This is a genomic window from Kribbella capetownensis, assembly GCF_004331485.1.
Classification (GTDB): Bacteria; Actinomycetota; Actinomycetes; order Propionibacteriales; family Kribbellaceae; genus Kribbella; species Kribbella capetownensis.
Genome location: NZ_SJKD01000004.1, coordinates 144,462 through 166,354, shown reverse-complemented (window position 1 = coordinate 166,354; position 21,893 = coordinate 144,462). Strand labels below are relative to the sequence as shown.

The following is a 21,893-nucleotide window of genomic DNA, read 5'->3' as shown; positions in this document are numbered from 1 at the left end:
GACACTGGAGACCTCACGGAGGGGGTGAGGTCTTTGGCGACGATCCGTCTGCTGGGGCCACCGGAGATCGAGCGCGACGGCGAACCGGGCCGTCAACCTCGGGGGCGCAAGGCCTGGGCGCTGCTCGGCTATCTGCTACTGGCCGAGCGGCCGCCCAGCCGGCGTCGCCTCGCCGAACTGTTCTTCGCCGACGCCGAGGATCCACTGGGTGCCTTGCGCTGGACGTTGGCAGAGCTCCGCCGGGCGATCGGCGTACCGGATCTGCTCACGGGTGATCCGGTGGTGACGGCTCTCGACGATGCCACGACGGTCGACGTACTGCTCGTCGGCGAACCGTCGACGGCACCGGAAGCCCTGCTGTCATTGGGCGGAGAGCTCTTGGAGGGCGTGGAGCTGGAGTCGTGCCCGGAGTTCGAGTCGTGGTTGCTGGTCGAGCGGCGCCGGGTGGCCGGCGCAGTCGAGGCACGGCTGCGTCAGAACGCGGTCGCTCACCTCGCGGCCGGGCAGGCTGACCAGGCGATTCCCTTTGCGGCCAGGGCTGTCGCGATCAATCCGCACGAGCAGGGCAACCATGAACTCCTGATCCGCAGCCTCGCCACGTCGGGTGATCGGGTCGCCGCACTGCGGCAGATCGCGATCTGCGAAGACCTGTTCCGGCGCGAACTAGGCATCGAGGTGTCGACGTCGCTGCAGCAGGCCGCGACGCAGTCACCCGCTCCCCTGAGCGGTCGCGCGGCCGCCGTCAGTCAGCTTCAGGCAGGACGTGCCGCGATCGTTGCCGGTGCGGTCGATGCCGGTCTGCAGTGTCTGCGTCAGGCTGCTGCGCTGGCGGTGCAGTGTCGTGACAAGACGCTGGAAGCGCGTGCGCTCGCGGCTCTCGGCGGTGCGCTTGTGCACGCGATCCGCGGTCATGACGAGGAGGGTGCGATCGTTCTGCACGAGGCACTGCTCGTGGCGGATCAGGCCGGTGAGCGATCCACGGCCGTTCTCGCGTTCCGCGAGCTCGGATTCATCGAGGTCCAGGCCGGTCGCCGGAAGACCGGTGACGAGTGGCTGGCGAAGGCCCAGGCTCTGGCCGAGTCGGATGAGGAGAACGCCGCGATCCTCGGCGTACGCGGGATGAACTCCTCCGACCGATCCGACTACCCGACCGCATTCGAGCAACTGGGCGAATCCGTCGAACTCGCCGGACGCTGCGGGGACCGGCGTCAGCAGGCGTGGTCGCTGTCGCTGGTCGGACGCGCACATTTACTGCGTGGTGAGTACGGCGAGGCCGCGGCGGCGCTGGCGGAATCCCTCGACCTGGTCCACCGGGAGCGCTGGATCGCCTTCCTGCCCTGGCCGCAAGCACTCGCCGCCGAACTCGACCTGCAGGCCGGCAAACTCGACGTCGCGGTCGAAGGGTTCGAACAGGCTTGGGCGTTGGGGTGCCAGCTCGGCGACCCTTGCTGGGAAGGGATGGCGGGTCGAGGCCTCGCAATGCTGAACACCCAGCAAGGCGACCATTCCGCGGCGACCAAGTGGCTCGACCTCGCCCTCACCCGCGCCAGCACCGAACCGGACCGCTACCAGTGGGTCCACGCCCACGTCCTCGACGCCGCGATCACCGCAGCCCTGGACCAGTCCGACCACGACCGCGCCCTCCAACTAGCCGGCCGCCTATCCACCCTGGCCGCCCGCTGCGACCTCCGCGAACTCCTGGTCCACGCCAACCTCCACCTAAGCCACCTAGGCAACCCCCAAGCAGCCCAAACCGCCCAAACCCTCAGCACCACAATCGACAACCCCGCCCTCCACCAACTTATCGCCGACCGTCAGTCGTAGGCGGCGTCGGTGAGGAGTTCGGAGGTTCGGTGGGGTTCGTTGAGTACGGCGCGGATTACGTGGCGCTGGTCCCAGCGGCCGCTGGCCCACGCTAGTGCTTTGGCCAGGCCGTCGAACGTCGCGGCGTGTGGCGCGCCGTCGCCGTCGACCCACCACGACACCTCGACCCCGTCGACGGTGAGTTCCTCGTGTTCCCACCAGGTCTGCGGGACCCCGGGGACCAGCTCACGGACGATCTCAGGCACGTCGGCCGCCGTACCCTCCCCATCGATCTTGCCCTCGGCAACTTCCTGCGCCATCGGTACGTCGAACAGGTCGCTCAAGCCGTCCGCCGCCGCACCGGACGCCACCACAAAACCACCGAGATCCTCGCGCTGCAACCACATCGGTCCGTCGACGACCACCGCCTCACCCGCGTCGATCACCTGGGTGAGCCCGTCGTCGCCAAGCACCCGTACGTGATCCGGCGCATCACCCGGGAAGAGCGACAGCGTGCCCAGCTGACGCCAGAGACGCAGGAGGGCGCTCTCGTCGACCTCGCGCTCAGGATCGGCAATCCGCTCCAGCACCAGACTGATGCCATCGGCATCGAGATCGCCGACCTCGCGAACCAGCCCAATCGCCGTCCGCACCTCAGGATCAAGCCCCGCGGTCCATTCGGGCGCCTCGTCGAGGAACGTCGCCAGCACCGGCTCCGCATCCGGATCGGCCCGCCCGGCCAGCGGCTCTCCATCCTCCAGCACCACGCGCTCGCGAATCCACCAGGCCGAGTACGACGGTACGCCGAGCGGCCGGTCGTCCGGCCCGACAACGCGCACCTGCGTCACCAGTGCTCGACGCAGGTCCGGAGACGATCCGAGCAGCTCGAGAACCCGCGGCCAAGCGTCGTCGGTGATCCAGTCCAGGTCGCGGATCGCACTCAGCTCGCCAACGGTCGCGCCGTACCGAGATCCATCCGGCGCCACGTCGTACGCCCAGTCCTCGATGCCGTCCAAGTCCTTCAATGACTCGGGCAATTGGTCGAGCGCGACGTCCGAGGCAGTCACCAGGCCGAGCGTCGCGAGTACGCCGACCGCCTCCAGCGCCGGCAGACCGTACCGGTCGAGTACGGCGCGATCGATCGGCGCGACCTCCTCGTCGTCGAGCACCTCCGCGGCCTCGGACCCGGGAATCACCAGCGCGTTCGCCGGCACCAACTCCCCGTCGGCCTCACGCAGGACAAGGTCCGAGAGCCACCACAGTCCATCGGCCTGCGACGGATCCGCAGCGACCAGACTCAACACGGCATCCGCGATCGCATCCGGATCATCGGCATCGACGGAGTGCTCGACTGCCGTCCGTACGGCGCTGTCCTCGAGCAACGATCGCGGCGCCGCGGGAAGCGCCCCGAGCCGCTCAAGCGCCGGGTCCACCGCCTCCGGGTGCACAATGCGTACGCCGTACTCCCCAAAGGCAGCGAGGACGCCGGTCGGAATCTCCGGTCCTGGCAAGAGCAGACCGCGGACCCCACGCACGAGCCGACCGTCGGCGAGCGGGACCGGAAGCGTGCCGAGGGATTCACGCAGCAGCGCATCGGTGACCATGCCACTGAGCGACGCGTAGAGAGCGCTCCACCACGCGGGAGATTCGTCGGCGGCCACTCCCCCGAGTTGATCGACAACCTCGGCCAGCTCGAGCCTCCGGACGCCGAGCGTTTCGAGGGCCAGCCTGTCCTGCAGCGTCGACCTGATCAATCCTCGGACAATCGGCGCGAGTACTGCGTTGAACGCGGCATCGGCGCCGTCCACCACGACCGCGTCCCGCGGCCGGAGCAATGTCCCGTCCTCGACGGCACGCACGATCGGGATCCCGGGCAGGACGGCGACGATCTCCCCCCGGAGTGCGCGATCAAGCGCTCCCGCCGCGAGTCCGGTCGGCACGAGGTGGAGTACGTCGTCGCCGTCCTCGACACGCGCCTGCAGCAGACCGGCGTACGCCGTCGCAGCTTCGCGGACCAGTCGATCGGTCAGCGGACCCTTGGCGACGTGCCGCCGGGTCGGGTCCAGCGGGAAGCTCGCCAGCAACAGCGCCGGCAACGACAACGGTTCGTCGGTCGGAGTAGGCGCCTGCACGACCCCAGGCAGCTCCACCTGGTCACGTGGGAGCGCCCAGAGAATCGACCAGGTCGGACGAGCGCGCTCTTCGATCGGGCGATCAGCGAGCAGTTCTTCGCGTTCGCGGTCGTCGAAGACACCGGCGGAGCGACCGACCCACCAGCGGGCCTCGGCGTCTTCCAGGACCCTGTGCCCGTCCACGGTGTCGATGTCGATCCGCTCGAGATCCGGTAGCGCGAGCAGCAGCGCGTCGCCCGCCTCCTCGAGCAGCCGGCGAACCAGCGCGGCCGCGTTCTCGTCCCGCAATGGCAGGATCACGGCGGTGTCGTAGCCCTCCGGCGGCTCACCGTCGGCTTCGAACGGCAGCCGCAACACCGGCACCTGCCCGTCGCGCCGCCGTACTTCGGTATCCAGCCCGGACGACCCGACCGCCACGATCGCCGCCGCCGTGTCCGCCTTCGAGAACCGCACGCCGCCGGTGCGCGACAGGATCACCGGCTCGTCGGTTACCGCGAGGACAGCGGAGAACCCGACCCCGAACCGCCCGACCGCGGCCTCGTCCCGCTTGGCCGAGGCGCGCAGGGTCGCGAGTGACTCGACTCCTTCGGCGGACAACGGCGTACCCGTGTTCGCCACGACCAGCGTGCTGCCACGGAGCTCGTAGAGAACGCGACCCGGCGCACCGGCCCGTGCCGCGGCGTCGGCCGCGTTCTGCGCCAGTTCGATCACCAGGCGGTCGGCGTACCCGCCGAGGACGAGATCCTCTTCGGCGTTGGCGTCCTCGCGGAACCGCACCGGCGCCGCCGACCACCCGGCCAGCACCCGCTCGCGAATCCCCGCCGTACCGAACACGTCGTCGCTCACCGGTGCAGTATGCCGGGTGCCGCTCCGGACGGGGTGGTCGGCTCGTGGTGTCGGGTCGCTATCGTGGGCAGGTGATCGATCCCGGCAGCCGGTACGTCGCCCTTGGCAGTTCCTTCGCGGCGGGACCGGGAATCGACCCGATCGTGCACCGGCCGGCGGGTCGATCGGGGAGCAACTATGCGCACCTGGTCGCCGCGGAGTTCGGCCTGGACCTCGTGGACGTGACGTACTCCGGCGCCACCACTGCGCACGTCCTCGACACACAGCAGGACGACGCGCCACCGCAACTCGACGCCGTCACGCCGGACGCCGCCCTTGTCACGATCACGGTCGGAGGCAACGATCTCGACTACGTCGGGACGTTCATCCGCGGCAGCATGCTCAACACCCTCGCGAAACCGGCCACTCTCCTCGGCCGCCGCGTCGCGAACCGAATCCGCGCCCGGGTCAGCTACCTCAAGGAGGACGCGGACTACCAGGCCATCACCGACTCGCTCACGAACGTCGTCGAGCAGGTCCGCGAGCGAGCTCCGCAGGCCCGCATCGTGCTCGTCGACTACCTGACCCTGGTCGGACCGAGCACCCGGCCGCGTCTCGACGTACCGCTGAACGAAGAGCAGCTGCCGAGCATCGCGATGATGGCCGATGGTCTCGCTGCCGCGTTCGCCAAGGCTGCCGCGGCCGGCGGCGCGGACCTGGTCGCCGTGTCGGCCGCCAGCCGCGACCACGCCATCGGCTCGCCGGAGCCGTGGACCACCGCGTTCACGCTGCGCCCGCCGGGACTGCTCGGCGGCGTCGTCCCGTATCACCCCAACGCGGCCGGCATGCGCGCCGTCGCGGAGCTCGTGATCGGCGCACTGAGGGTCTGACGCGATGGGCAGCCAGAAGGTGCGGCAGGCAACGGTCTCGGACGTCGAGCCCGCGGTCCGGACGCTGGCGCGCGCGTTCGAGGACTATCCGATGACCCGGATGGGCCTCGACCCGGACGACTATCCGGCCAGACTCGCGCAGTACCAGCGCCTGTTCCTGACCGAGATCGGCCTGGCCCAAGGACGTGTCTGGGTCACTGACGATGTCAGCGCCGTCGCGGTCTGGACGACTCCGTCGACGCCGGTCGACGTCTTCGCGCCGCATGCGGACGCGTTCCAGGCGCTCGCCGGTTCGCGGGCGCCGCTCGCCGCGGAGTACGAGCAGGCGATGGGCACCTTCCGTCCGCGGGAGCCGATCTGGTTCCTGGGACTGCTCGGTGTCGAGCCCAACCGTCAGCACCAAGGACTCGGCCGTGCGGTGGTCGCGCCCGGTCTGGCCGCGGCTGATCAGGAGCACTCACCGGCGTTCCTCGAAACCCAGGACCCGGCGAACCTGCCGTTCTACGAGTCCCTGGGCTTCGTCACCGTCGCGGAACTGCAACTCCCCCATGACGGCCCGATCCACTACGCCCTCTACCGGCCGGCGAGGTCAGGTCACTAGGGCGTGTGGACGTACGGCGTCGTCGTGGTGATGGCGAGGAAGCCGAGACGCTGAAGGATCGGGGAACTGTCGTCGGAGGCGTCGACATGGAGGTAGCGGTAGCCGAGCTCGACCGCACGGGCGGCGCGAACCGCAACCAGCGCCTTGTAGATGCCCTGGCCGCGCCAGTCGGCCAGCGTCGAGCCACCCCAGAGACCGGTGAACTCGGTGCCCTTCTTGTAGACCGCCCACGCCGCCGCCACGACTTCCCCGTCGGCTTCGGCTACGTAGATGTCGGTCAGGCCGGTCGCGTGGCGACGTTCCAGGTCGTCAGCCAGCCAGGACCAGTTCTCGTTCCAGACGGTCGACTCCATCGCGGCGATGCGCTCGAAGTCGGCGCGGGCGTTCACCAGGCCGATCGTCACTCCCTCGACGGTCGCACGGCCGCGCAGGCGTTCGGCGATGTCCGCGCTGTCGGCGACGAGAACGGTCTCCTGGTCCTCGGGCTCGAAGCCGGCCGCACGCAGCCGGTCCGGCAGATCCGCCGGGAGGTCATGGCCGCGGAGCTTCCACTCGACCGCCTGACCCTTCGCCGCGAAGAAGTCCCGCTGGCGTGCGATCAGGGCGTCCACCTCGGCGTCGTCCAGGCCCTCGAGAGTGCGGTAACTGACGAACCCCCGGCTCGGGTACTCGACGCGGACGACCGGTCCGTCCCAGCTCGTCGGTACGTCGGCGGTCTCGCTCGTCCCGCGCATCTGCTCGTCGTACACGACCAGCAGGCGCTCTGCCAGGTCAGTCTTCGCTGCATCGGTCACGGCAGGACTCTGGCACGCTTCCGCGTGATCCCGCGTCCCATTTCACCGTGAGTTCAGCGTGTCGCCACTCTCGTCACACCCCGCCACCCGAACCGCACCCAGCGGCGAGCGCTCCGACGACGGCGCTGCGTGCTCGTGCGCTCGACGCGGACGTCACTCTCCGTCGTGATCGGATCGGTCTTCTGCTCGCGTCGGTCCGCGGCGTTGTGACTCAGCGACACCATCAGGTTCAGCGGTTCCATTGTCCCGTCCTCCGGCTCCAGGCACCGCCTCCCGGCGCCTATACCCCTACGTCGGAGCCGATCGAGCGACTTTGACATCACATCCGGATCGGCAGCGCGAAAGTCGCAGGAAGACCGGAACTGTGGAGGAGATGGTCGGGTGGGCGGGTCGGCTCGGCGAGGCCGACGGAGGCAAAGAGACCGCCGATCTCGAACGTCCTGAGAGCGGCGGTGCGGAACGACCAAACCGGATGGTGATTGGGCAGGTACCACGTACGCCGGGCTCGTTGCGTGTGGAGGCCCCAGCGTGCGGTGAGGAAGTCGGTCAGCGGGTCTGAAGGGACAGGCGGGCCGATCTCAACGGTGATCGTCGACGTCGCGTGCGCACCCGGCCACCGGAGGACCGACGTGTACGTATGTTGGTCGGCGACCTTCGTGTGCGTCAGCTGCGCCCAGCGATACGGCAGGCCGAAGATCGTGCGGGCCGCCGCGACCACAGCGAGGCGGTCGGCGTCGAGGCTCAGGAAGACGACACCACGACGCCCGGACTCGTCGACGGAGTACAGCCGGATGTTCGTCTCGAGGAACGAGCCCAGCACAGGTACGGCGGGACCGTGCGGGAACCCGGTGCCGGTCATCCGGAACGGCACCAGCCCGACGTACGTGCGGCCCTCGAAGGTGTCGGGACGTGTACCCGGTGGGAAGAAGTGCGCGACCTCGGCCGGATCCAGCGCCCAGTGCAGGAACGTCAGATCCAGCCACTGCTGCCGCAGGATCCGTGGCCGCTCGAGCTCCGGAGCGTCCGGCCAGGTCGCGTCCACCCGTTCAGTCGATGGTCGGACGGACCTCGCAGGTCGGCAGGCCGTCGTTCAGTTGGCACACCAGGTACGGCGTCGAGGACTCGTCCGGGGACCGCCAGGGCATGACCGCCTCGCCGCTCAGCAACGCGTCGAGCGTCTGCAGCTCCGGGTCGCGCTGCTCGGCGTGATGGCGGTACCCGGCGGCACCGAGAGCCAGCGCGATCGCCATGCCGAGGAGGTTCACCTCGGTCGGCTGATCGGGGGCTGTCGAGTCCTCCGCCGGCTCGAGCTTGATGCCGTGATCCGGCACCTCGACGATGCGCGCGACGTACCTGCCAGCTGTCATGAGTCAGAGCGTAGCCCCACAGTGTCAGCCGCCGTGGGAGGTCCCCGGAAGGACCTCCCAACAGGTCCTACGAGGAGAAGGCGGCGTCGAAGGAGGCGGTGGGTGGGTCGAAGGCGAGGGAGCGGACGAACTGGAGGGCTTCGGCGGCGCCGACGAGGCGATCCATGCCGGCGTCCTCCCATTCGACCGAGATCGGACCGGCGTACCCGATCGTGTTCAGCATCCGGAAGCACGCCTCCCACGGGACATCGCCGTGGCCGGTCGAGACGAAGTCCCAACCGCGCCGCGGGTCGCCCCAGGCCAGGTGCGAACCCATCCGCCCGTTGCGGCCGTTGCCGACCTGGCGCTTCGCGTCCTTGCAGTCGACGTGGTAGATCCGGTCCTTGAAGTCCCAGAGGAAGCCGACCGGGTCGAGGTCCTGCCAGACGAAGTGCGACGGGTCCCAGTTCAGGCCGAACGCTTCCCGGTGGCCGATCGCCTCCAGCGTCGCGGTGGTCGACCAGTAGTCGTACGCGATCTCCGACGGATGGACTTCGTGGGCGAACCGGACGCCGACCTCGTCGAAGACGTCGAGGATCGGATTCCAGCGGTCCGCGAAGTCCGCGTACCCGGCCTCGATCATGGCCGGCGGCACCGGCGGGAACATCGCGATGGTCTTCCAGATCGACGACCCGGTGAAGCCGACGACCACGTCGACCCCGAGCGCCCGGGCCGCGCGGGCGGTCGTCTTCATCTCCTCGGCGGCGCGCTGCCGCACCCCTTCGGGATCACCGTCGCCCCAGATGTGTGCGGGCAGGATCGCCTGGTGCCGCTGGTCGATCGGGTCGTCGCAGACCGCCTGGCCGAGCAGGTGGTTGGAGATCGTCCACACCTTCAGGTTGAGCTTGTCCAGGATGTCGCGGCGATCGCGGACGTACGCCTCGTCCTCGGCAGCACGCCGTACATCGAGGTGGTCACCCCAGCAGGCGATCTCCAGCCCTTCGTAGCCCCAGGAGGACGCCAGCCGGGCGACCTCCTCGAACGGCAGGTCGGCCCACTGGCCGGTGAACAACGTGATCGGTCGAGCCATGTCCCGTGCTCCCTACCGGACACCCAGGAGGTGTTCCATCGCCAGCTGGTCCAGCTTCTCGAACCCGAGACCACGCTCGGCCAGCGTTTCCCGGTCGTACTTGTCGTTGCGGAGGTCGGCCAGGCTCTCACCTTCGGCCAGGGTGGGCTCGGACAACTCCGCCACGCGTGCGGCGGCCAGCGCCTCCACAACCTCGGGGTCGGCGCGGAACGCCTGAACCTTGTCGCGCAGGATCAGGTAGTTGCGCATACAGCCGCGCGCGGTCTCCCAGACGCCTTCCTCGTCCTCGGTCCGCGGCGGCTTGTAGTCGAAGTGGATGTATCCGTCGTAGGCCGGCTGGTTCCCGGATCCCTGCAGTACGTCGACCGTCCAGAAGGCCTCCCGCAGGTTCCCGGCACCGAACCGCAGGTCCTGGTCGAAGCGCGGACCGTGCTGCCCGTTGAGGTCGATGTGGTACAGCTTCCCGTGCCACAGCGCCTGCGCGATGCCGTGCGCGTAGTTCAGGCCGGCCATCTGCTCGTGCCCGACCTCGGGGTTGATGCCGACCAGCTCCGGGTCCGCGAGATCGTTGATGAACGCGATCGCGTGCCCGATCGACGGCAGCAGGATGTCGCCGCGCGGCTCGTTCGGCTTCGGCTCGAGCGCGAACCGGATGTTGTAGCCCTGCTCGCGCACGTACGCGCAGAGCAGGTCCATCGACTCCTTGTAGCGGTCCAGGGCCGCGCGGACGTCCTTCGAGCCGCCCGACTCCGCACCCTCGCGACCGCCCCAGAGCACATAGGTCGTCGCCCCCAGCTCGGCCGCGAGATCGACGTTGCGGAGCACCTTCGCCAGGGCGTACCGCCGGACCTGGCGATCGTTGGCGGTCAGCCCACCGTCCTTGAAGACCGGGTGACTGAACAGGTCGGTGGTCATCATCTCGACGACCATGCCGGTGTCGGCCAGGGCCTTCGTGAAACGCTCGAGGTCCTGTCCGCGGGTGGCGTCGTCGGGTACGACGTCCTGGTCGTGGAACGTGACCGCCGCGGCTCCCAGTTCCGCGAGCTTCTCGACCGCGTGGGCCGGGTCCATCGCCGGGCGGACCGCCGTACCGAACACGTCGACGCCTCGCCAGCCGACGGTCCACAGACCGAAGGAGAACTTGTCGTCCTTGGTCGGGGTGTAGCTGCTCATTCAGAAATCTCCTGCCATTGTCGGGAGGTCGAACTGGCCTCGACCGCGGCCAGCACACGCTGGACCCGCAGCCCGTCGGCGAACGACGGCGTCGGATCGGCTCCTTCGGCGATCACGGTCACCAGGTCGACGGCTTGATGGGTGAACCCGTGCTCGTAGCCGAGCAGGTGGCCGGGCGGCCACCACGCCTCGACGTACGGGTGGGTGGACTCGGTGGCGAGGATGCGGCGGAAGCCGGCGGTCCTCGCGTCCTCGGTCGCGTCGTAGAAGTGCAGGAGGTTCATGTCCTCGAAGTCGAACGCGAGGCTGCCGTCACTGCCGTTGATCTCGATCCGGATCGCGTTCTTCCGGCCGGTCGCGAACCGGGTCGCCTCGAACACGCCGAGCGCACCGGAACCGAACTTCGCCAGGAAGACCGCGGCGTCGTCGACCGTGACCGGTCCGCGCTCGGTGCCCGCCGTACCGGCCAGGCCCGAGTGCTCGGCCGCGACGGGACGCTCCTTGACGAACGTCTCGAGCTGACCGCTCACCTCGGCGATGTTGTCGCCGGTGATGTACTGCGTCAGGTCGATGATGTGCGCTCCGATGTCGCCGAGCGCGCCCGAGCCGGCCTTCTCCTTGTCCAGCCGCCACGACAGCGGCGCCTCCGGATCGGCGATCCAGTCCTGCAGGTACTGCGCCCGGACGTGCCGGATCGTCCCGAGCTTGCCCTCGGCAACGAGCTGGCGGGCCAGCCCGATCGCCGGCACCCGGCGATAGGTGAACCCGACCATCGACCTGATCCCCTTGGCCTTGGCCGCTTCCGCCGCGGCCGTCATCGCCTCGGCCTCCTCGACCGTGTTGGCCAGCGGCTTCTCGCACAGGACGTGCTTGCCGGCCTCCAGAGCGGCGATCGCGATCTCGGCGTGGCTGTCCCCCGGCGTACACACGTCGATCAGCTGGATGTCGTCGCGGCCGAGCAGCTTGCGCCAGTCGGTCTCGGTCTCCTTCCAGCCGAGCTTCGTCGCGGCCGCCTGGACGGCGTCGGGGTTGCGGCCACAGAGCACGTTCATCGCCGGGTCCAGCGGCAGGTCGAAGAAGCGCGGTGCGCTCCGCCAGGCCTGCGAGTGAGCCGCACCCATGAACGCGTAGCCGATCAGGCCGATGCCCAGGTTCGTCATAACTCTCCTCGTCAGCTCTCGAATGCGGTCGGCATGTATTGGTCCACGTTGTCCTTGGTGACGACCGGCGCGTACAGCTGCACGGTGCGCGGCACCTCGACCTCCACCAGGTCGCCGAGGGCCTTCTTCTGCACCAGCAGCCGGGCCAGCCGGACGCCGTCGGCGCCCTGCGTGGACGGGTAGATGACGGTGGCCTTCAGCAACGAGTTGCCGGACTTGATGTCCCGCATCACGTTCGCCGAGCCGGCCCCGCCGACGACGAAGAACTCCTTGCGGCCGGAGTTCTTGATCGCGGCCATCACGCCGACACCCTGGTCGTCGTCGTGGTTCCAGATCGCGTCGATCTTCGGCGCCGCCTGCAGCAGGTTGGCCGCGGCCTTCTCACCGGACTCGACGGTGAACTCGGCGGCGACCCGGTTGCTCACCTTCAGGCCGCAGTCGGCCAGCGCTTCCTTGAAGCCCTTGCTGCGGTCCTGGGTCAGCGGCAGCGAGTCGATGCCGGCGATCTCCGCGACCACGGCGTCCTTCTTGTCCTTCAGCTGCTGGCAGATGTACGTGCCGGCCGAGACACCCATGCCGTGGTTGTCGCCGAGGATCGTGGTCCGGGCCGCGAACGGGCTGTCGAACTCACGGTCCACGTTCACCACCGTGATGCCGGCCTCCATCGCCTTGGTCGCCACCGGGGTGAGCGCCGCGCCGTCGAACGGCAGCAGCACGATCGCGTCGACCTTCTGGTTGATGAAGGTCTCGACCTGGCTGATCTGCAGGTTCACGTCGTTCGTGCCCTCGGCAACGATCAGCTCGACGTCGGAGTACTTCTTCGCCTCCGCCTGGGTCGCCTTGGTGATAGCGCCCATCCAGCCGTGGTCGGCGGCCGGCGCGGAGAACCCGATCCGCACCTTCTGGCCGGGCTCGTCGTTCTTCCCAGCCGCGACCGCCTGGGGTGCCGGCGCGTTGTCGCTCTCCTCGGCCTTCGGGGTGTTGCTCGTACAGGCGGCCAGGGCGAGCACACCCAGGCCCGCGATGGCGGCGGTGGCGAATGTTCGTGTTCGTGCGGACATCGTTGTCCCCTCCTTGTGGCGGTGGTTCATTGGCTGGTTGCCCGGGCGGCGAGTCGCTGCTGGAGGAGGACGGCGATCACGATGATCGCCCCCTTGGCGACCGACTGGGCGGAGATGCTCAGGTTGTTCAGCGTGAAGACGTTGTTGAGGGTGGTGAAGATCAGGACACCGAAGACGGTGCCGACGATCGTGCCGCGGCCGCCGGACAGCAGCGTGCCGCCGATCACCACGGCCGCGATCGCGTCCAGCTCGTACAACTGGCCGTGGGTCGAACTGCCGGTCGTCGTCCGGGCCATCAGCATCACCGCGGCGATCCCGCAGCACAGCCCGGCCAGGACGTAGAGGGCGACGGTATGGCGCTGCACCTTGATGCCGGCCAACCGGGCGGCCTCGGAGTTGCCGCCGACGGCGAAGGTGCGGCGGCCGAACGTGGTCCGGTTCAGCAGCACCCAGCCGGCCGCGGCGACCAGCAGGAAGATCCACACCAGCACCGGTACGCCGAGCAGCGATCCGCCGAAGAAGTCGACGAACGAGTTCACCGTGATGATCTGGGTCTTCCGGTCCGAGATGATCTCGGCCAGACCGCGAGCCGCGGCCAGCATCGCCAGCGTCGCGATGAACGGCACCACCTTGCCGTAGGCAATGAGCAGGCCGTTCACCAGACCACACGCGGCACCGACGACGAGCGCCGTGGTGACCATGAAGATCCAGTGCAGGTCCGACGCCAGTTGCTGAGTGGCCAACGTGGTCGCCCAGACCGAGGCGAGCGCGACCATCGCGCCGACGGACAGGTCGATCCCGCCGCCGGTGATGACGAACGTCATGCCGATGCTGACAACGCCGATCACGGCCGCGAGCCGCAGGATCGTCAACACGTTGGCGCCGGTGGCGAAGGTGTGCCCCGCCGTGATCACGCCGACGATGCAGAGCAGAACCAGCGCCACCACCAGACCGAGGTTGCGTCCCACGCCACTGTGCATCAGCCCGGTCGAGCGTTGCGCGGCAGGCGGTGTGACGGTCGCCTGAGTGGATGCGGTCTGCTCAGGGGGTCGTGCGCCATCCTCAACAGTCATGGGGTGCCTCACTCATCACACGGCACTTCCTTCCATCACCAGGTCCAGGACCTGATGCTCGTCGATGTCTTGCGCAGGCCCGATGTGGACAGCACGCCCCTCCCGCAGTACGACGACCCGGTCGGCCAGACCGAGCACTTCCTCGACCTCGCTGGAGACCAGCACGATCGCGACCCCATTGGCGGACAGATTGCGGATCAACGCGTAGATCTCGGACCGCGCACCGACGTCGACGCCCCGCGTCGGCTCGTCGAGCAGCAGCACGCGGCACTCCCGCAGCAACCAGCGGGCCAGCACGACCTTCTGCTGGTTGCCTCCGGACAGGTTGCGCACGGGATACTCCACCCCGGCCGGACGGACATCCAGCGCTGTGGTGAGCTGCGCAGCGGCCTCCCGCTCGGCCCGGCCGTTCAGGAATCCCCCGCTGGCGAACCGCCCCATGCTCGACACCGTGATGTTCTTGAACACGGCCTCGTCCAGGAGCAGAGCCTGACTCTTGCGTTCCTCCGGCGCCAGCCCGACGCCGGCCTTGACCGCGGCCTGCACCCGACCCGGCCGCAGTGGTACGCCGTCGACCCGCACCGATCCGGTCGCGGCCCGGCGAGCGCCGTACACGGTCTCGAGGACTTCGGACCGGCCCGAACCGACGAGCCCGGCCAGCCCGACGATCTCGCCCGCCCGCACGGTGAACCCGATGCCGGCGAACTCGCCCGGCCGAGTCAGGTCCTCCACCTCCAGCACGACGGGCGCTGTACTGAGAATCTCCCGGCGGGGCGGGAAGACGTACTCGATCGAACGGCCGGTCATCAGCCGGATGAGTTCCTTGGTCGGCGTCGCGCGGGCGTCGAGGCCGGTGGCGACCGTCGCGCCGTCCTTGAGCACGGTGACCCGGTCGCCGATCTGACGGATCTCCTCGAGCCGGTGCGAGATGTAGACGACCGCTACGCCGCGCGCGGTCAGGCCGCGGATGACGCGGAACAGATTGGCGACCTCTTCGGGATCGAGCACCGCGGACGGCTCGTCCATGACGATCAGATGCGCCTCCCGTGACAGTGCGCGGGCCATGCTGACCACCTGCTGGCCGGCGGCGGGCAGCGAACCGACGGATCGGTGCGCCGGGATCTCGCCGTGTCCCAGGCCCTGCAGGATCTCGCGTGCCCGAGCCGTCGCCTCGTGCCGGCGGCTGAAGCCGAAGCGCGACGGCTCGTGGCCGAGGAAGATGTTCTCGGCCACGGACAGCTCGGGAACCAGGTCCAGCTCCTGGTAGATGGCCGCGATACCGCGCTGGATCGCGGCGGTCGGGCTGTTCAGCTGGACCTGCTCACCGTTGATCGAGATCGCCCCGGCGTCGGGCTGATGAGCGCCGGTCAGCACCCGGATCAGCGTGGACTTGCCGGCGCCGTTCTGGCCGAGCAGGCAGTGCACCTCACCGGCCCGGACGTCCAGGTCGACGCCGTCGAGCGCCCGTACGCCGGGGAACTCCTTGACGATTCCGGTCATCATGAGCAGGTCGTTCATTGCGCCACCCCCGAGTCCACGCGGCCGATCACGGTCGGATCGACCAGGACCTGCTCCAGCGAGATCTGCGCCCCGCCGCGGACCGCCGCGGCGAACCCGAGGTCCGACCGGACCACCTGGCAGCCGCCGCCGTCCGGCGCGATCACGCGGTCGCGGATCGCCTTCTCCAGTGGTTCCTTCAGCCACGGCCCGAGGACGGCGAAGTAGCCGCCGAGCACGAGCACGTCCGGGTTCAGGATGTTCACCAGGATCGCTCCCCCAATCCCCAGCCAGGTACCGACTTCGTTCAGCGCGGTCAGTGTCCGCGCGTCTCCCGCTTCGGCCCGCCGGGTGATCCCGGCCAGCCGTTGCTCCACGTCCAGGGACGGATCCCGGACCGGGTCGTCCCTATCCGTTGCCTTGTGCAACAGCGCGCTCAGGCTGACGACCGTCTCCCAGCAGCCGGTCCGGCCGCAGCCGCAGGTCCGGCCGGGCGGCGCGACCGGCATGTGGCCGACCTCGCCGCTATAGCCTCGCCCGCCGCGGAGCAGATGCCCGTTCGACACCATCCCGCCGCCGACACCGACCGCGCCGGTCAGCAGCACGAGATCCTGCACCGGCGTGTTCTTGCGTAGTTCCGAGTACGCCGCCAGCGCCGCCAGGTTCGCTTCGTTGTCGACGTGCAGCGGATACGACGGTTCGCCGAGCCGCGACCGCATCTCCTGGATCACCTGGATCTCGCCCCAGCCCAGGTTCGGCGCGAGCTTGAGGTCTCCAGTGTCGCCCTGGACCAGCCCTGGTACGGCGACCGTCACGCCGGCGAGTTGTCCGGCGCGCGCCTGCACGGCCGTCACTGCTTCGCGGACCAGGTCGGCCACCTTGTCGAGCGTCGTACTGGGGTCGAGGTGGGCGACATCGAGCGGGTCGCGGCGTTCGATGACCGTGTCGCCGGCCAGGTCGAGGGCGGAGATGGCGATGTAGTCGACGTTGATCTCAGCGCCGATGCCGCACACACCGCTGCCGTCCAACTCGACCAGTTGGCCGGGCCGACCGAGGGCACGGGTGGAGTCGGCCGGGCCTTCGCGGAGCAGGCCGCGCTCGACCAGTTCGGCGACCAGGCTGCTGACGGTGGCCTTGTTCAGGCCGGTGTCGGCCGCGATCCGGGCTCGCGACTTCGGGCCGGACTCGCGGACGTGGCGCAGGACCACGGAGAGGTTGTTGCGGCGCAGCGAGACGTGGTCAGCGGCAACGGCCCGGTCGCCCGGGCGGCGGCCATCGGTCAGCGTCATCAGACCACCCCTCCCGCAGACTTTGTCTGTTGAGGCAACAAACTAAGTTTCAGCGGTGGGGCCGTCAAGGCCTTGTCACGATCGCTTTCTTGCAAGAGCCTGTTCGAGATTTCCTCCGCCCCGACAGGAGTCCGCCCCCATGAAGCTCTCCCGCCGTACTTTCCTTGCCTCGACTGCCGCCACCGCTCTGGCTGGGGCAGTCCCTCAGGTCGCATCCGCCGCCAGTCCACCCGGTGACGTCGTCGGCAAGGTGACCGTCGGCTACCAGGGCTGGTTCGCCTGCGGTGGCGACGGCGCACCGATCAACGGGTGGTGGCACTGGAGCAGCAACTGGGGCCAACCGCCGTCGCCCACCAACACCGCGATCGTGAGCTGGCCGGACGTCCGCGACTACAGCTCGACGTACCAGACGGCGTACCCGAATCTCGGCAACGGGCAGGGCGCCCGGCTGTTCTCGTCGTACGACCAGCAGACCGTGAACACACACTTCCAGTGGATGCAGCAGAACGGCTGCGACACCGCCGCCCTGCAGCGGTTCAACCCGACCGGTGGCGAAGGACCGACCCGCGACGCGATGGCCGTGAAGGTCCGCCAGGCCGCCGAGCAGTACGGCCGCAAGTTCTACATCATGTACGACGCCACCGGCTGGACGAACATGCAGTCGGAGATGAAGGCGGACTGGACGGCGAAGATGAGTGCGTACACGTCGTCACCGGCGTACGCGCGGCAGAACGGCAAGCCGGTCGTGTGCATCTGGGGCTTCGGTTTCGACGAGGCGAACAAGGCGTGGCCGGCGTCGGTCTGCCTCGACGTCGTCAACTGGTTCAAGGGCCAGGGGTGCTACGTGATCGGCGGCGTACCGACGCACTGGCTGCCCGGCAACGAGGACTCGCGGCCCGGCTATCTCGACGTGTACCACGCGTTCAACATGTTGTCGCCGTGGATGGTCGGGCGGATCAGCGACATCGCCGGCGCGGATCACTACTACAACAACGTGAACCAGCAGGACCAGGCCGACTGCAACGCCCACGGCATCGACTACCAGCCGTGCGTCATCCCGGGCGACCTGCAGTCCGGGCACCGGCGGCACGGTGACCTGATGTGGCGCCAGTTCTACAACCTCACCCGCGTCGGGGTGCAGGGGCTCTACATCTCGATGTTCGACGAGTACAACGAGGGCAACCAGATCGCGAAGACCGCGGAGAGCGGTGCCTGGGTTCCGGCCGGCTCCGGGATCCGCGCCCTCGACGAGGACGGTACGGCGTGTACGTCGGACTACTACCTGCGGTTGACCAACGACGGCGGCCGGATGTTCCAGGGCCAGGCGCCCGTGACGGCAACCCGGCCCACGCAGCCGTGGCCCGCTTAAAACAGCTCCATGCTGTCGGCGGCGGCTGTGATGACGGGGTTGTCGAGGTAGAGCCGGCAGGCGATGGCGTGTCCGGCGCAGGTCAGCAGCGACGGGCCGGCCGCGTCCACGACGCGATAGGCCACTGGGTGCTGGCAGCGCTCGACCGCGCCCTCGTTCTGCCGGTGGCAGCCGAGGATGTGGCAGGTGACGGTGTCGCCGACGTTCATCAACGTCAGGCCGTGCTCGGGGCAGACGCCCCAGCCGACGCCGCAGGCCTGCGCTTCGTTCGCTGCCAGGCGGACGAGGCTGCCGGCGGTCGCCTCGAGCTCGCCCGCGATCGTGCGGAACGTGCTGGCGGCCTGGTCGAGCTCACGCCGGAACCGGCGCAACTCGACGGACTCAGGCATGCCACGGGTGGCGGCCTGCAGGTTCTCGGACAGGGCCATCGCCGCGACCGCGATCTCGTCGACGCGGACCGGAGTGTTGAACTCGCCCAGCGGCGTACCGTTCACGCGCGTGCTCGGCCGCTGGGACCAATGCACCTGCTCGGGACCGTTCTCTGGACCGCCCTCCGGGCCCTTCTGAGGGCCGGCCTGAGGACCAGCCTCGGGTCCGCTCGCGGGCTTGGCTGGTCGAGCACCGGCGTCGCGTGCGGGAGTATTCTCCGCCGCCTTGCCGCGGCCCCGCTTCTTGTGGTCGCGATGCTCCGCGGGAGCTCTGTGCTCGTCGGCCCCTTCGTCCGCCGGCAAGTGGCCGAGTGGAGCCTGCGGCTGCGGGCCGTGACCATTGGTCCCGTTAGCCGCCGCCGTCCCGTTGACCGGTAGCCGGCTGTCCTGTGCTGTCCGCCCGTTCATACAGCCTCACTCTTCAAGTGCCTGGCCATCGCCATGCCCGCCCCCTGATGTGCCTCCGGGGGCCGATCGTGCCATGTCCCCGGCGCTTGATACCAGAGGAAATCACCGAGCGTCACCCACTGCTCCCCCTCCCTTGCACAACGCAACGATCCACCCCAGATTCCGGTATGTTTCCCCACCCGGAGTCCGGATACTCACACGCTGCGTATTCCTCGACACCGCTTTAACATTTCGGCACCGACGGTCATAGCTACCCGGCACGCTGTGACGGACCGCCTGGTTACCGCGGAGTTCAATCGTGCGGTTGAGTTTCGCCTTGCTGCACAAGGCGTTCGCGAAGAAACTCGACCGTCCGGGCCCGCGCCCGGTACGCCGAGTTGGGTGGGTCGGTCCGCACCTCGTGGGTCACGACCGCGTGCGCCGAGGACTTGAAGCCATCCGGATTGCCCGGGCCGGAGTCGAGCTCGATCACCTCGAACGCGTCACCGAGCTCCGCGCGGAGTGTGGCGAAGCGCTCCGGCGGCGCCGCCCGGTCCTTGCTGAACCGCAGACCCAGCACGCAGAGTCCGTCGTTCCGCGTCCGTTCCTTGACGATCTCGAACTCCCGCCGGGACAGGCCCGGATCCTGCCGCATCGTGCGCGTCACCGGGAACGGCACCGACGGCTGACTGAGAACCGGCGCCACCACCGACTCCTCGACGGCCGCGGCCAGGGCGAACCCTCCGGTGAAGCACATCCCGATCACGCCGACCCCACGGCCCGGCGTCCGGGTGGCCAGGTCGGCGGCGACAGCCCGCAGGTACTTCGTGATCGGCCGTTCCGCGTCCCTCGCGAAGGCCCGGAACTCCTTGGACACACACAGGCGCGCGACCGTCCGGAGGGTGTAACCCATGCTCGGGTCGCGTCCCGGCGTACCGAACGGCGACGGGATGACGACGGTGAACCCCGCGTCGACCAAGTGCTCGCCGAAGGCCTGGACCTCGGGAGTGAGTCCCGGGATCTCGGGGATCAGTACGACTCCTGGACCGGACCCGTTCTCGAAGCAGTCGTAGGTCAGTCCGGCGCCGGTGAACGGTCCTCGCCGCCAGCCGGACAGATCGGAGCTCGATGCCGCCATCACGCCTCCTCGAAGTCGTCCCCAAAGCCTAGAGTGCACAACCAGCAACAACCCGTCGCCCTGCACGCGCTGCCGGCCGCTCGCGGGACGATCGGCCGGGCTGTGCTGCTGCGTTGGATCACGAGAGTGGTGCTGGCCGCGCTGGAGGTCAGGGGGCGTAGTGCTGGACGGCGCCGCCCTTCGAGAGGTCCACCAGGGTGTGGGCCAGGTCCCGAGCTTCGGCGATGACGTCGTCGAGGTCGAGGGTGGTGAGTCGGCGGTCGCGTACGACGACCTGGCCGGCGACTAGGACGGTGACGACGTCGGAGGCTCTCATGGAGTAGACGAGGGCTGCTCGAGGGTCGTGGAGTGGTTGGCAATGCGGGCCGGAGAGGTCGAGCAACGCAATGTCGGCTTGGCGGCCCGGTTCGAGGGCACCGATCGTGTCGGTGAGTCCGGCCGCCGTGGCGCCACCCCGGGTAGCGAGGCGGAGGGTGTCGGAGACCGTCATCCACTCGGCGTCTTGTTCGCGTTGCTTCTGGGTGAGGGCGACCATGCGCAACGACTCCCAGACGTCGAGCGTGTTGTGGACCGCTGCTCCATCGGTCCCGACGCCGACCGGTACGCCGATCGACTGCAGGCTTCGGATCGGTGTCACCGAACCCATCGCGAGCTTCAGATAGACCTTCGGGCAACTGGCAACGGCGATGCGATCGGCCTGGCGCTCGAGAATCGCCAGGTCGGACTCCCGGATGCCGCAACCGTGCGCGATCAAAGCGCCGGCCTCCAGCACACCGGTGCGGTCGAGCACCTGCATCGGCGTGACACCGAGACGCTCCACGGACGAACGGGTCTGCTCTTCGGTCTCGGCCGCGTGCAGGTGGATCCGGAGCCCTTCGGCTCGCGCGACTTCCGCAGTACGACGAAGATCCTGGTCCGTCACCGTGTACGTCGCGTGTGGGCCGAGGCTGGCGGTGATGCGAGGGTCGAGGGTGCTGAGGTCGCGGGTGGTGGCGATGGCGGCGTCGATGGCTTCCGGGCCGGTCGAGGAGAAGTACGTCGGAGCGAGGTCGGCGCGGATGCCGGACTCGAGCGCGGCCTGGGCGATCTGGTCGGCATGGAAGTAGTGGTCGACGAACGTGGTCACGCCGGCCAGCAGCATCTCCGCACACGCGAGCCGCGCACCGACGCGCACCCGCTGCGGGGTCAGGTTGACCTCCATCGGCCAGATCCGCTGGTTGAACCAGTCATCGATCGACACGTCCTCGGCGGCGCCCCGCATCATCACCATCGGACTGTGCGTATGCGAGTTCACCAACCCCGGCACAGCCAGCAACCCAGTCCCGTCAATCACCTCCACCTCCCCCAGCCCACCCCCGCTTCCGCCGCCCTCCCCCAGCGAACCGCCGCCTCCGCCGCCGTCCCCCAGCGAACCGGTCTCCCGCGAATCGCCGGCCTCTTCCAACCCGACTTCGGGGTCGGCTCCGGTCGGAGCGACAGCAGTGATCCGGTCGTCGTGGATGTGCAGATCCTGAAACTCGTCGACCCGGCACTCCCCGACCTCAGGCACCACCAGCACCGACACATTCCGAATCACCAGTCGAGCCATCGGTCCTCCAGCAGCCGGTCACAACCCATGCGCGCTGCTACGAAGTCTTGTCCATCCACCAGGCCAAGCACAGCAATCGATGGGAACAGCGCGATCCAGCGCGTGTTGCCGCGACGTACGTTCGCTCAGGCCCCCGCGAGCTTGAGCAGGCGACCAGCTCAGCGTCACGCCACCACGATGGACGTGGCACGACGGCGCTCACTACCACCGGTTCGTGATGGACCTGCGGGAGACCTCACGCGCAGGACC

The 21,893-nt window shown here is 68.9% G+C and carries 19 protein-coding genes; 4 read left to right on the top strand and 15 right to left on the bottom strand.

Annotated elements, in window-relative coordinates; genetic code table 11:
- The first annotated feature begins 33 nt into the window (after positions 1-33).
- Complete coding sequence (locus E0H75_RS19130; protein ID WP_165553846.1) at positions 34-1,824, top strand: AfsR/SARP family transcriptional regulator; 1,791 nt, start codon at positions 34-36, stop codon at positions 1,822-1,824.
- On the opposite strand, the gene E0H75_RS19125 is transcribed toward E0H75_RS19130, so the two are convergent.
- Positions 1,815-4,781, bottom strand: a complete 2,967-nt coding sequence (locus E0H75_RS19125) for a sacsin N-terminal ATP-binding-like domain-containing protein (RefSeq protein ID WP_131514933.1) — start codon at positions 4,779-4,781, stop codon at positions 1,815-1,817. The genes E0H75_RS19130 and E0H75_RS19125 overlap by 10 nt on opposite strands.
- Positions 4,782-4,852: 71 nt before the next feature.
- Between E0H75_RS19125 and E0H75_RS19120 the strand changes: the two genes are divergently transcribed.
- Both E0H75_RS19120 and E0H75_RS19115 read left to right on the top strand, forming a co-directional pair.
- Positions 4,853-5,650, top strand: coding sequence for an SGNH/GDSL hydrolase family protein (locus E0H75_RS19120; RefSeq protein WP_202873053.1), 798 nt, complete (start codon positions 4,853-4,855; stop codon positions 5,648-5,650).
- 4 nt (positions 5,651-5,654) lie between these two features.
- Complete coding sequence (locus E0H75_RS19115; protein ID WP_131514932.1) at positions 5,655-6,251, top strand: GNAT family N-acetyltransferase; 597 nt, start codon at positions 5,655-5,657, stop codon at positions 6,249-6,251.
- Here E0H75_RS19115 and E0H75_RS19110 read toward each other — a convergent pair.
- The 11 genes from E0H75_RS19110 to E0H75_RS19060 form a co-directional block, all read right to left on the bottom strand.
- A complete protein-coding gene (locus E0H75_RS19110; RefSeq protein ID WP_238163135.1) occupies positions 6,248-7,045 on the bottom strand; it encodes a GNAT family N-acetyltransferase in 798 nt (265 codons plus the stop codon). The genes E0H75_RS19115 and E0H75_RS19110 overlap by 4 nt on opposite strands.
- A gap of 53 nt (positions 7,046-7,098) precedes the next feature.
- Entirely contained in the window at positions 7,099-7,287 is a 189-nt protein-coding gene (locus E0H75_RS19105; RefSeq protein ID WP_131514931.1) for a hypothetical protein, read from the bottom strand.
- A gap of 77 nt (positions 7,288-7,364) precedes the next feature.
- A complete protein-coding gene (locus E0H75_RS19100) occupies positions 7,365-8,087 on the bottom strand; it encodes a YqjF family protein (protein WP_202873052.1) in 723 nt (240 codons plus the stop codon).
- A gap of 4 nt (positions 8,088-8,091) precedes the next feature.
- Positions 8,092-8,412, bottom strand: a complete 321-nt coding sequence (locus tag E0H75_RS19095; protein ID WP_131514930.1) for a hypothetical protein — start codon at positions 8,410-8,412, stop codon at positions 8,092-8,094.
- Between the two features lie 67 nt (positions 8,413-8,479).
- Positions 8,480-9,481, bottom strand: coding sequence for a sugar phosphate isomerase/epimerase family protein (locus E0H75_RS19090; protein ID WP_131514929.1), 1,002 nt, complete (start codon positions 9,479-9,481; stop codon positions 8,480-8,482).
- A gap of 12 nt (positions 9,482-9,493) precedes the next feature.
- Positions 9,494-10,654, bottom strand: coding sequence for a xylose isomerase (gene xylA / locus E0H75_RS19085; RefSeq protein WP_131514928.1), 1,161 nt, complete (start codon positions 10,652-10,654; stop codon positions 9,494-9,496).
- Entirely contained in the window at positions 10,651-11,814 is a 1,164-nt protein-coding gene (locus E0H75_RS19080; protein ID WP_131514927.1) for a Gfo/Idh/MocA family protein, read from the bottom strand. The genes xylA and E0H75_RS19080 overlap by 4 nt, the downstream gene beginning before the upstream one ends.
- An 11-nt stretch (positions 11,815-11,825) precedes the next feature.
- Positions 11,826-12,875 (bottom strand): substrate-binding domain-containing protein, encoded by a 1,050-nt coding sequence (locus E0H75_RS19075; protein WP_131514926.1) that lies wholly within the window; start codon positions 12,873-12,875, stop codon positions 11,826-11,828.
- Between the two features lie 26 nt (positions 12,876-12,901).
- Positions 12,902-13,948 carry an ABC transporter permease gene (locus tag E0H75_RS19070; protein WP_238163134.1) on the bottom strand — a complete coding sequence of 349 codons (1,047 nt, stop codon included), beginning with the start codon at positions 13,946-13,948 and terminating at the stop codon, positions 12,902-12,904.
- A gap of 15 nt (positions 13,949-13,963) precedes the next feature.
- On the bottom strand, positions 13,964-15,466 hold the full coding sequence (locus tag E0H75_RS19065) for a sugar ABC transporter ATP-binding protein (protein WP_202873051.1): 1,503 nt from the start codon (positions 15,464-15,466) through the stop codon (positions 13,964-13,966).
- Positions 15,463-16,734, bottom strand: a complete 1,272-nt coding sequence (locus E0H75_RS19060; protein WP_131514925.1) for an ROK family transcriptional regulator — start codon at positions 16,732-16,734, stop codon at positions 15,463-15,465. The genes E0H75_RS19065 and E0H75_RS19060 overlap by 4 nt, the downstream gene beginning before the upstream one ends.
- A 139-nt stretch (positions 16,735-16,873) precedes the next feature.
- Here E0H75_RS19060 and E0H75_RS19055 point away from each other — a divergent pair, with 139 nt between their 5' ends.
- Positions 16,874-18,103, top strand: a complete 1,230-nt coding sequence (locus tag E0H75_RS19055) for a glycoside hydrolase family 99 protein (protein ID WP_238163133.1) — start codon at positions 16,874-16,876, stop codon at positions 18,101-18,103.
- Here E0H75_RS19055 and E0H75_RS19050 read toward each other — a convergent pair.
- The 3 genes from E0H75_RS19050 to E0H75_RS19040 all read right to left on the bottom strand — a co-directional run bounded on the left by E0H75_RS19050 (position 18,100) and on the right by E0H75_RS19040 (position 21,644).
- On the bottom strand, positions 18,100-18,939 hold the full coding sequence (locus tag E0H75_RS19050; protein ID WP_131514924.1) for a hypothetical protein: 840 nt from the start codon (positions 18,937-18,939) through the stop codon (positions 18,100-18,102). The genes E0H75_RS19055 and E0H75_RS19050 overlap by 4 nt on opposite strands.
- Before the next feature lie 292 nt (positions 18,940-19,231).
- Entirely contained in the window at positions 19,232-20,056 is an 825-nt protein-coding gene (locus tag E0H75_RS19045; protein WP_131514923.1) for a dienelactone hydrolase family protein, read from the bottom strand.
- Between the two features lie 148 nt (positions 20,057-20,204).
- Positions 20,205-21,644: an amidohydrolase gene (locus tag E0H75_RS19040; protein ID WP_131514922.1), complete on the bottom strand. Its 1,440-nt coding sequence runs from the start codon at positions 21,642-21,644 to the stop codon at positions 20,205-20,207.
- Between the last annotated feature and the right edge of the window lie 249 nt (positions 21,645-21,893).

Coding starts and splice junctions, on each gene's coding strand:
- E0H75_RS19115 (WP_131514932.1), top strand. CDS start 5,655: ATGGGCAGCCAGAAGGTGCGGCAGGCAACGGTCTCGGACGTCGAGCCC.
- E0H75_RS19105 (WP_131514931.1), bottom strand. CDS start 7,287: ATGGAACCGCTGAACCTGATGGTGTCGCTGAGTCACAACGCCGCGGAC.
- E0H75_RS19095 (WP_131514930.1), bottom strand. CDS start 8,412: ATGACAGCTGGCAGGTACGTCGCGCGCATCGTCGAGGTGCCGGATCAC.
- E0H75_RS19090 (WP_131514929.1), bottom strand. CDS start 9,481: ATGGCTCGACCGATCACGTTGTTCACCGGCCAGTGGGCCGACCTGCCG.
- xylA (WP_131514928.1), bottom strand. CDS start 10,654: ATGAGCAGCTACACCCCGACCAAGGACGACAAGTTCTCCTTCGGTCTG.
- E0H75_RS19080 (WP_131514927.1), bottom strand. CDS start 11,814: ATGACGAACCTGGGCATCGGCCTGATCGGCTACGCGTTCATGGGTGCG.
- E0H75_RS19075 (WP_131514926.1), bottom strand. CDS start 12,875: ATGTCCGCACGAACACGAACATTCGCCACCGCCGCCATCGCGGGCCTG.
- E0H75_RS19070 (WP_238163134.1), bottom strand. CDS start 13,948: ATGACTGTTGAGGATGGCGCACGACCCCCTGAGCAGACCGCATCCACT.
- E0H75_RS19065 (WP_202873051.1), bottom strand. CDS start 15,466: ATGAACGACCTGCTCATGATGACCGGAATCGTCAAGGAGTTCCCCGGC.
- E0H75_RS19060 (WP_131514925.1), bottom strand. CDS start 16,734: ATGACGCTGACCGATGGCCGCCGCCCGGGCGACCGGGCCGTTGCCGCT.
- E0H75_RS19055 (WP_238163133.1), top strand. CDS start 16,874: ATGAAGCTCTCCCGCCGTACTTTCCTTGCCTCGACTGCCGCCACCGCT.
- E0H75_RS19050 (WP_131514924.1), bottom strand. CDS start 18,939: ATGAACGGGCGGACAGCACAGGACAGCCGGCTACCGGTCAACGGGACG.
- E0H75_RS19045 (WP_131514923.1), bottom strand. CDS start 20,056: ATGGCGGCATCGAGCTCCGATCTGTCCGGCTGGCGGCGAGGACCGTTC.
- E0H75_RS19040 (WP_131514922.1), bottom strand. CDS start 21,644: ATGGCTCGACTGGTGATTCGGAATGTGTCGGTGCTGGTGGTGCCTGAG.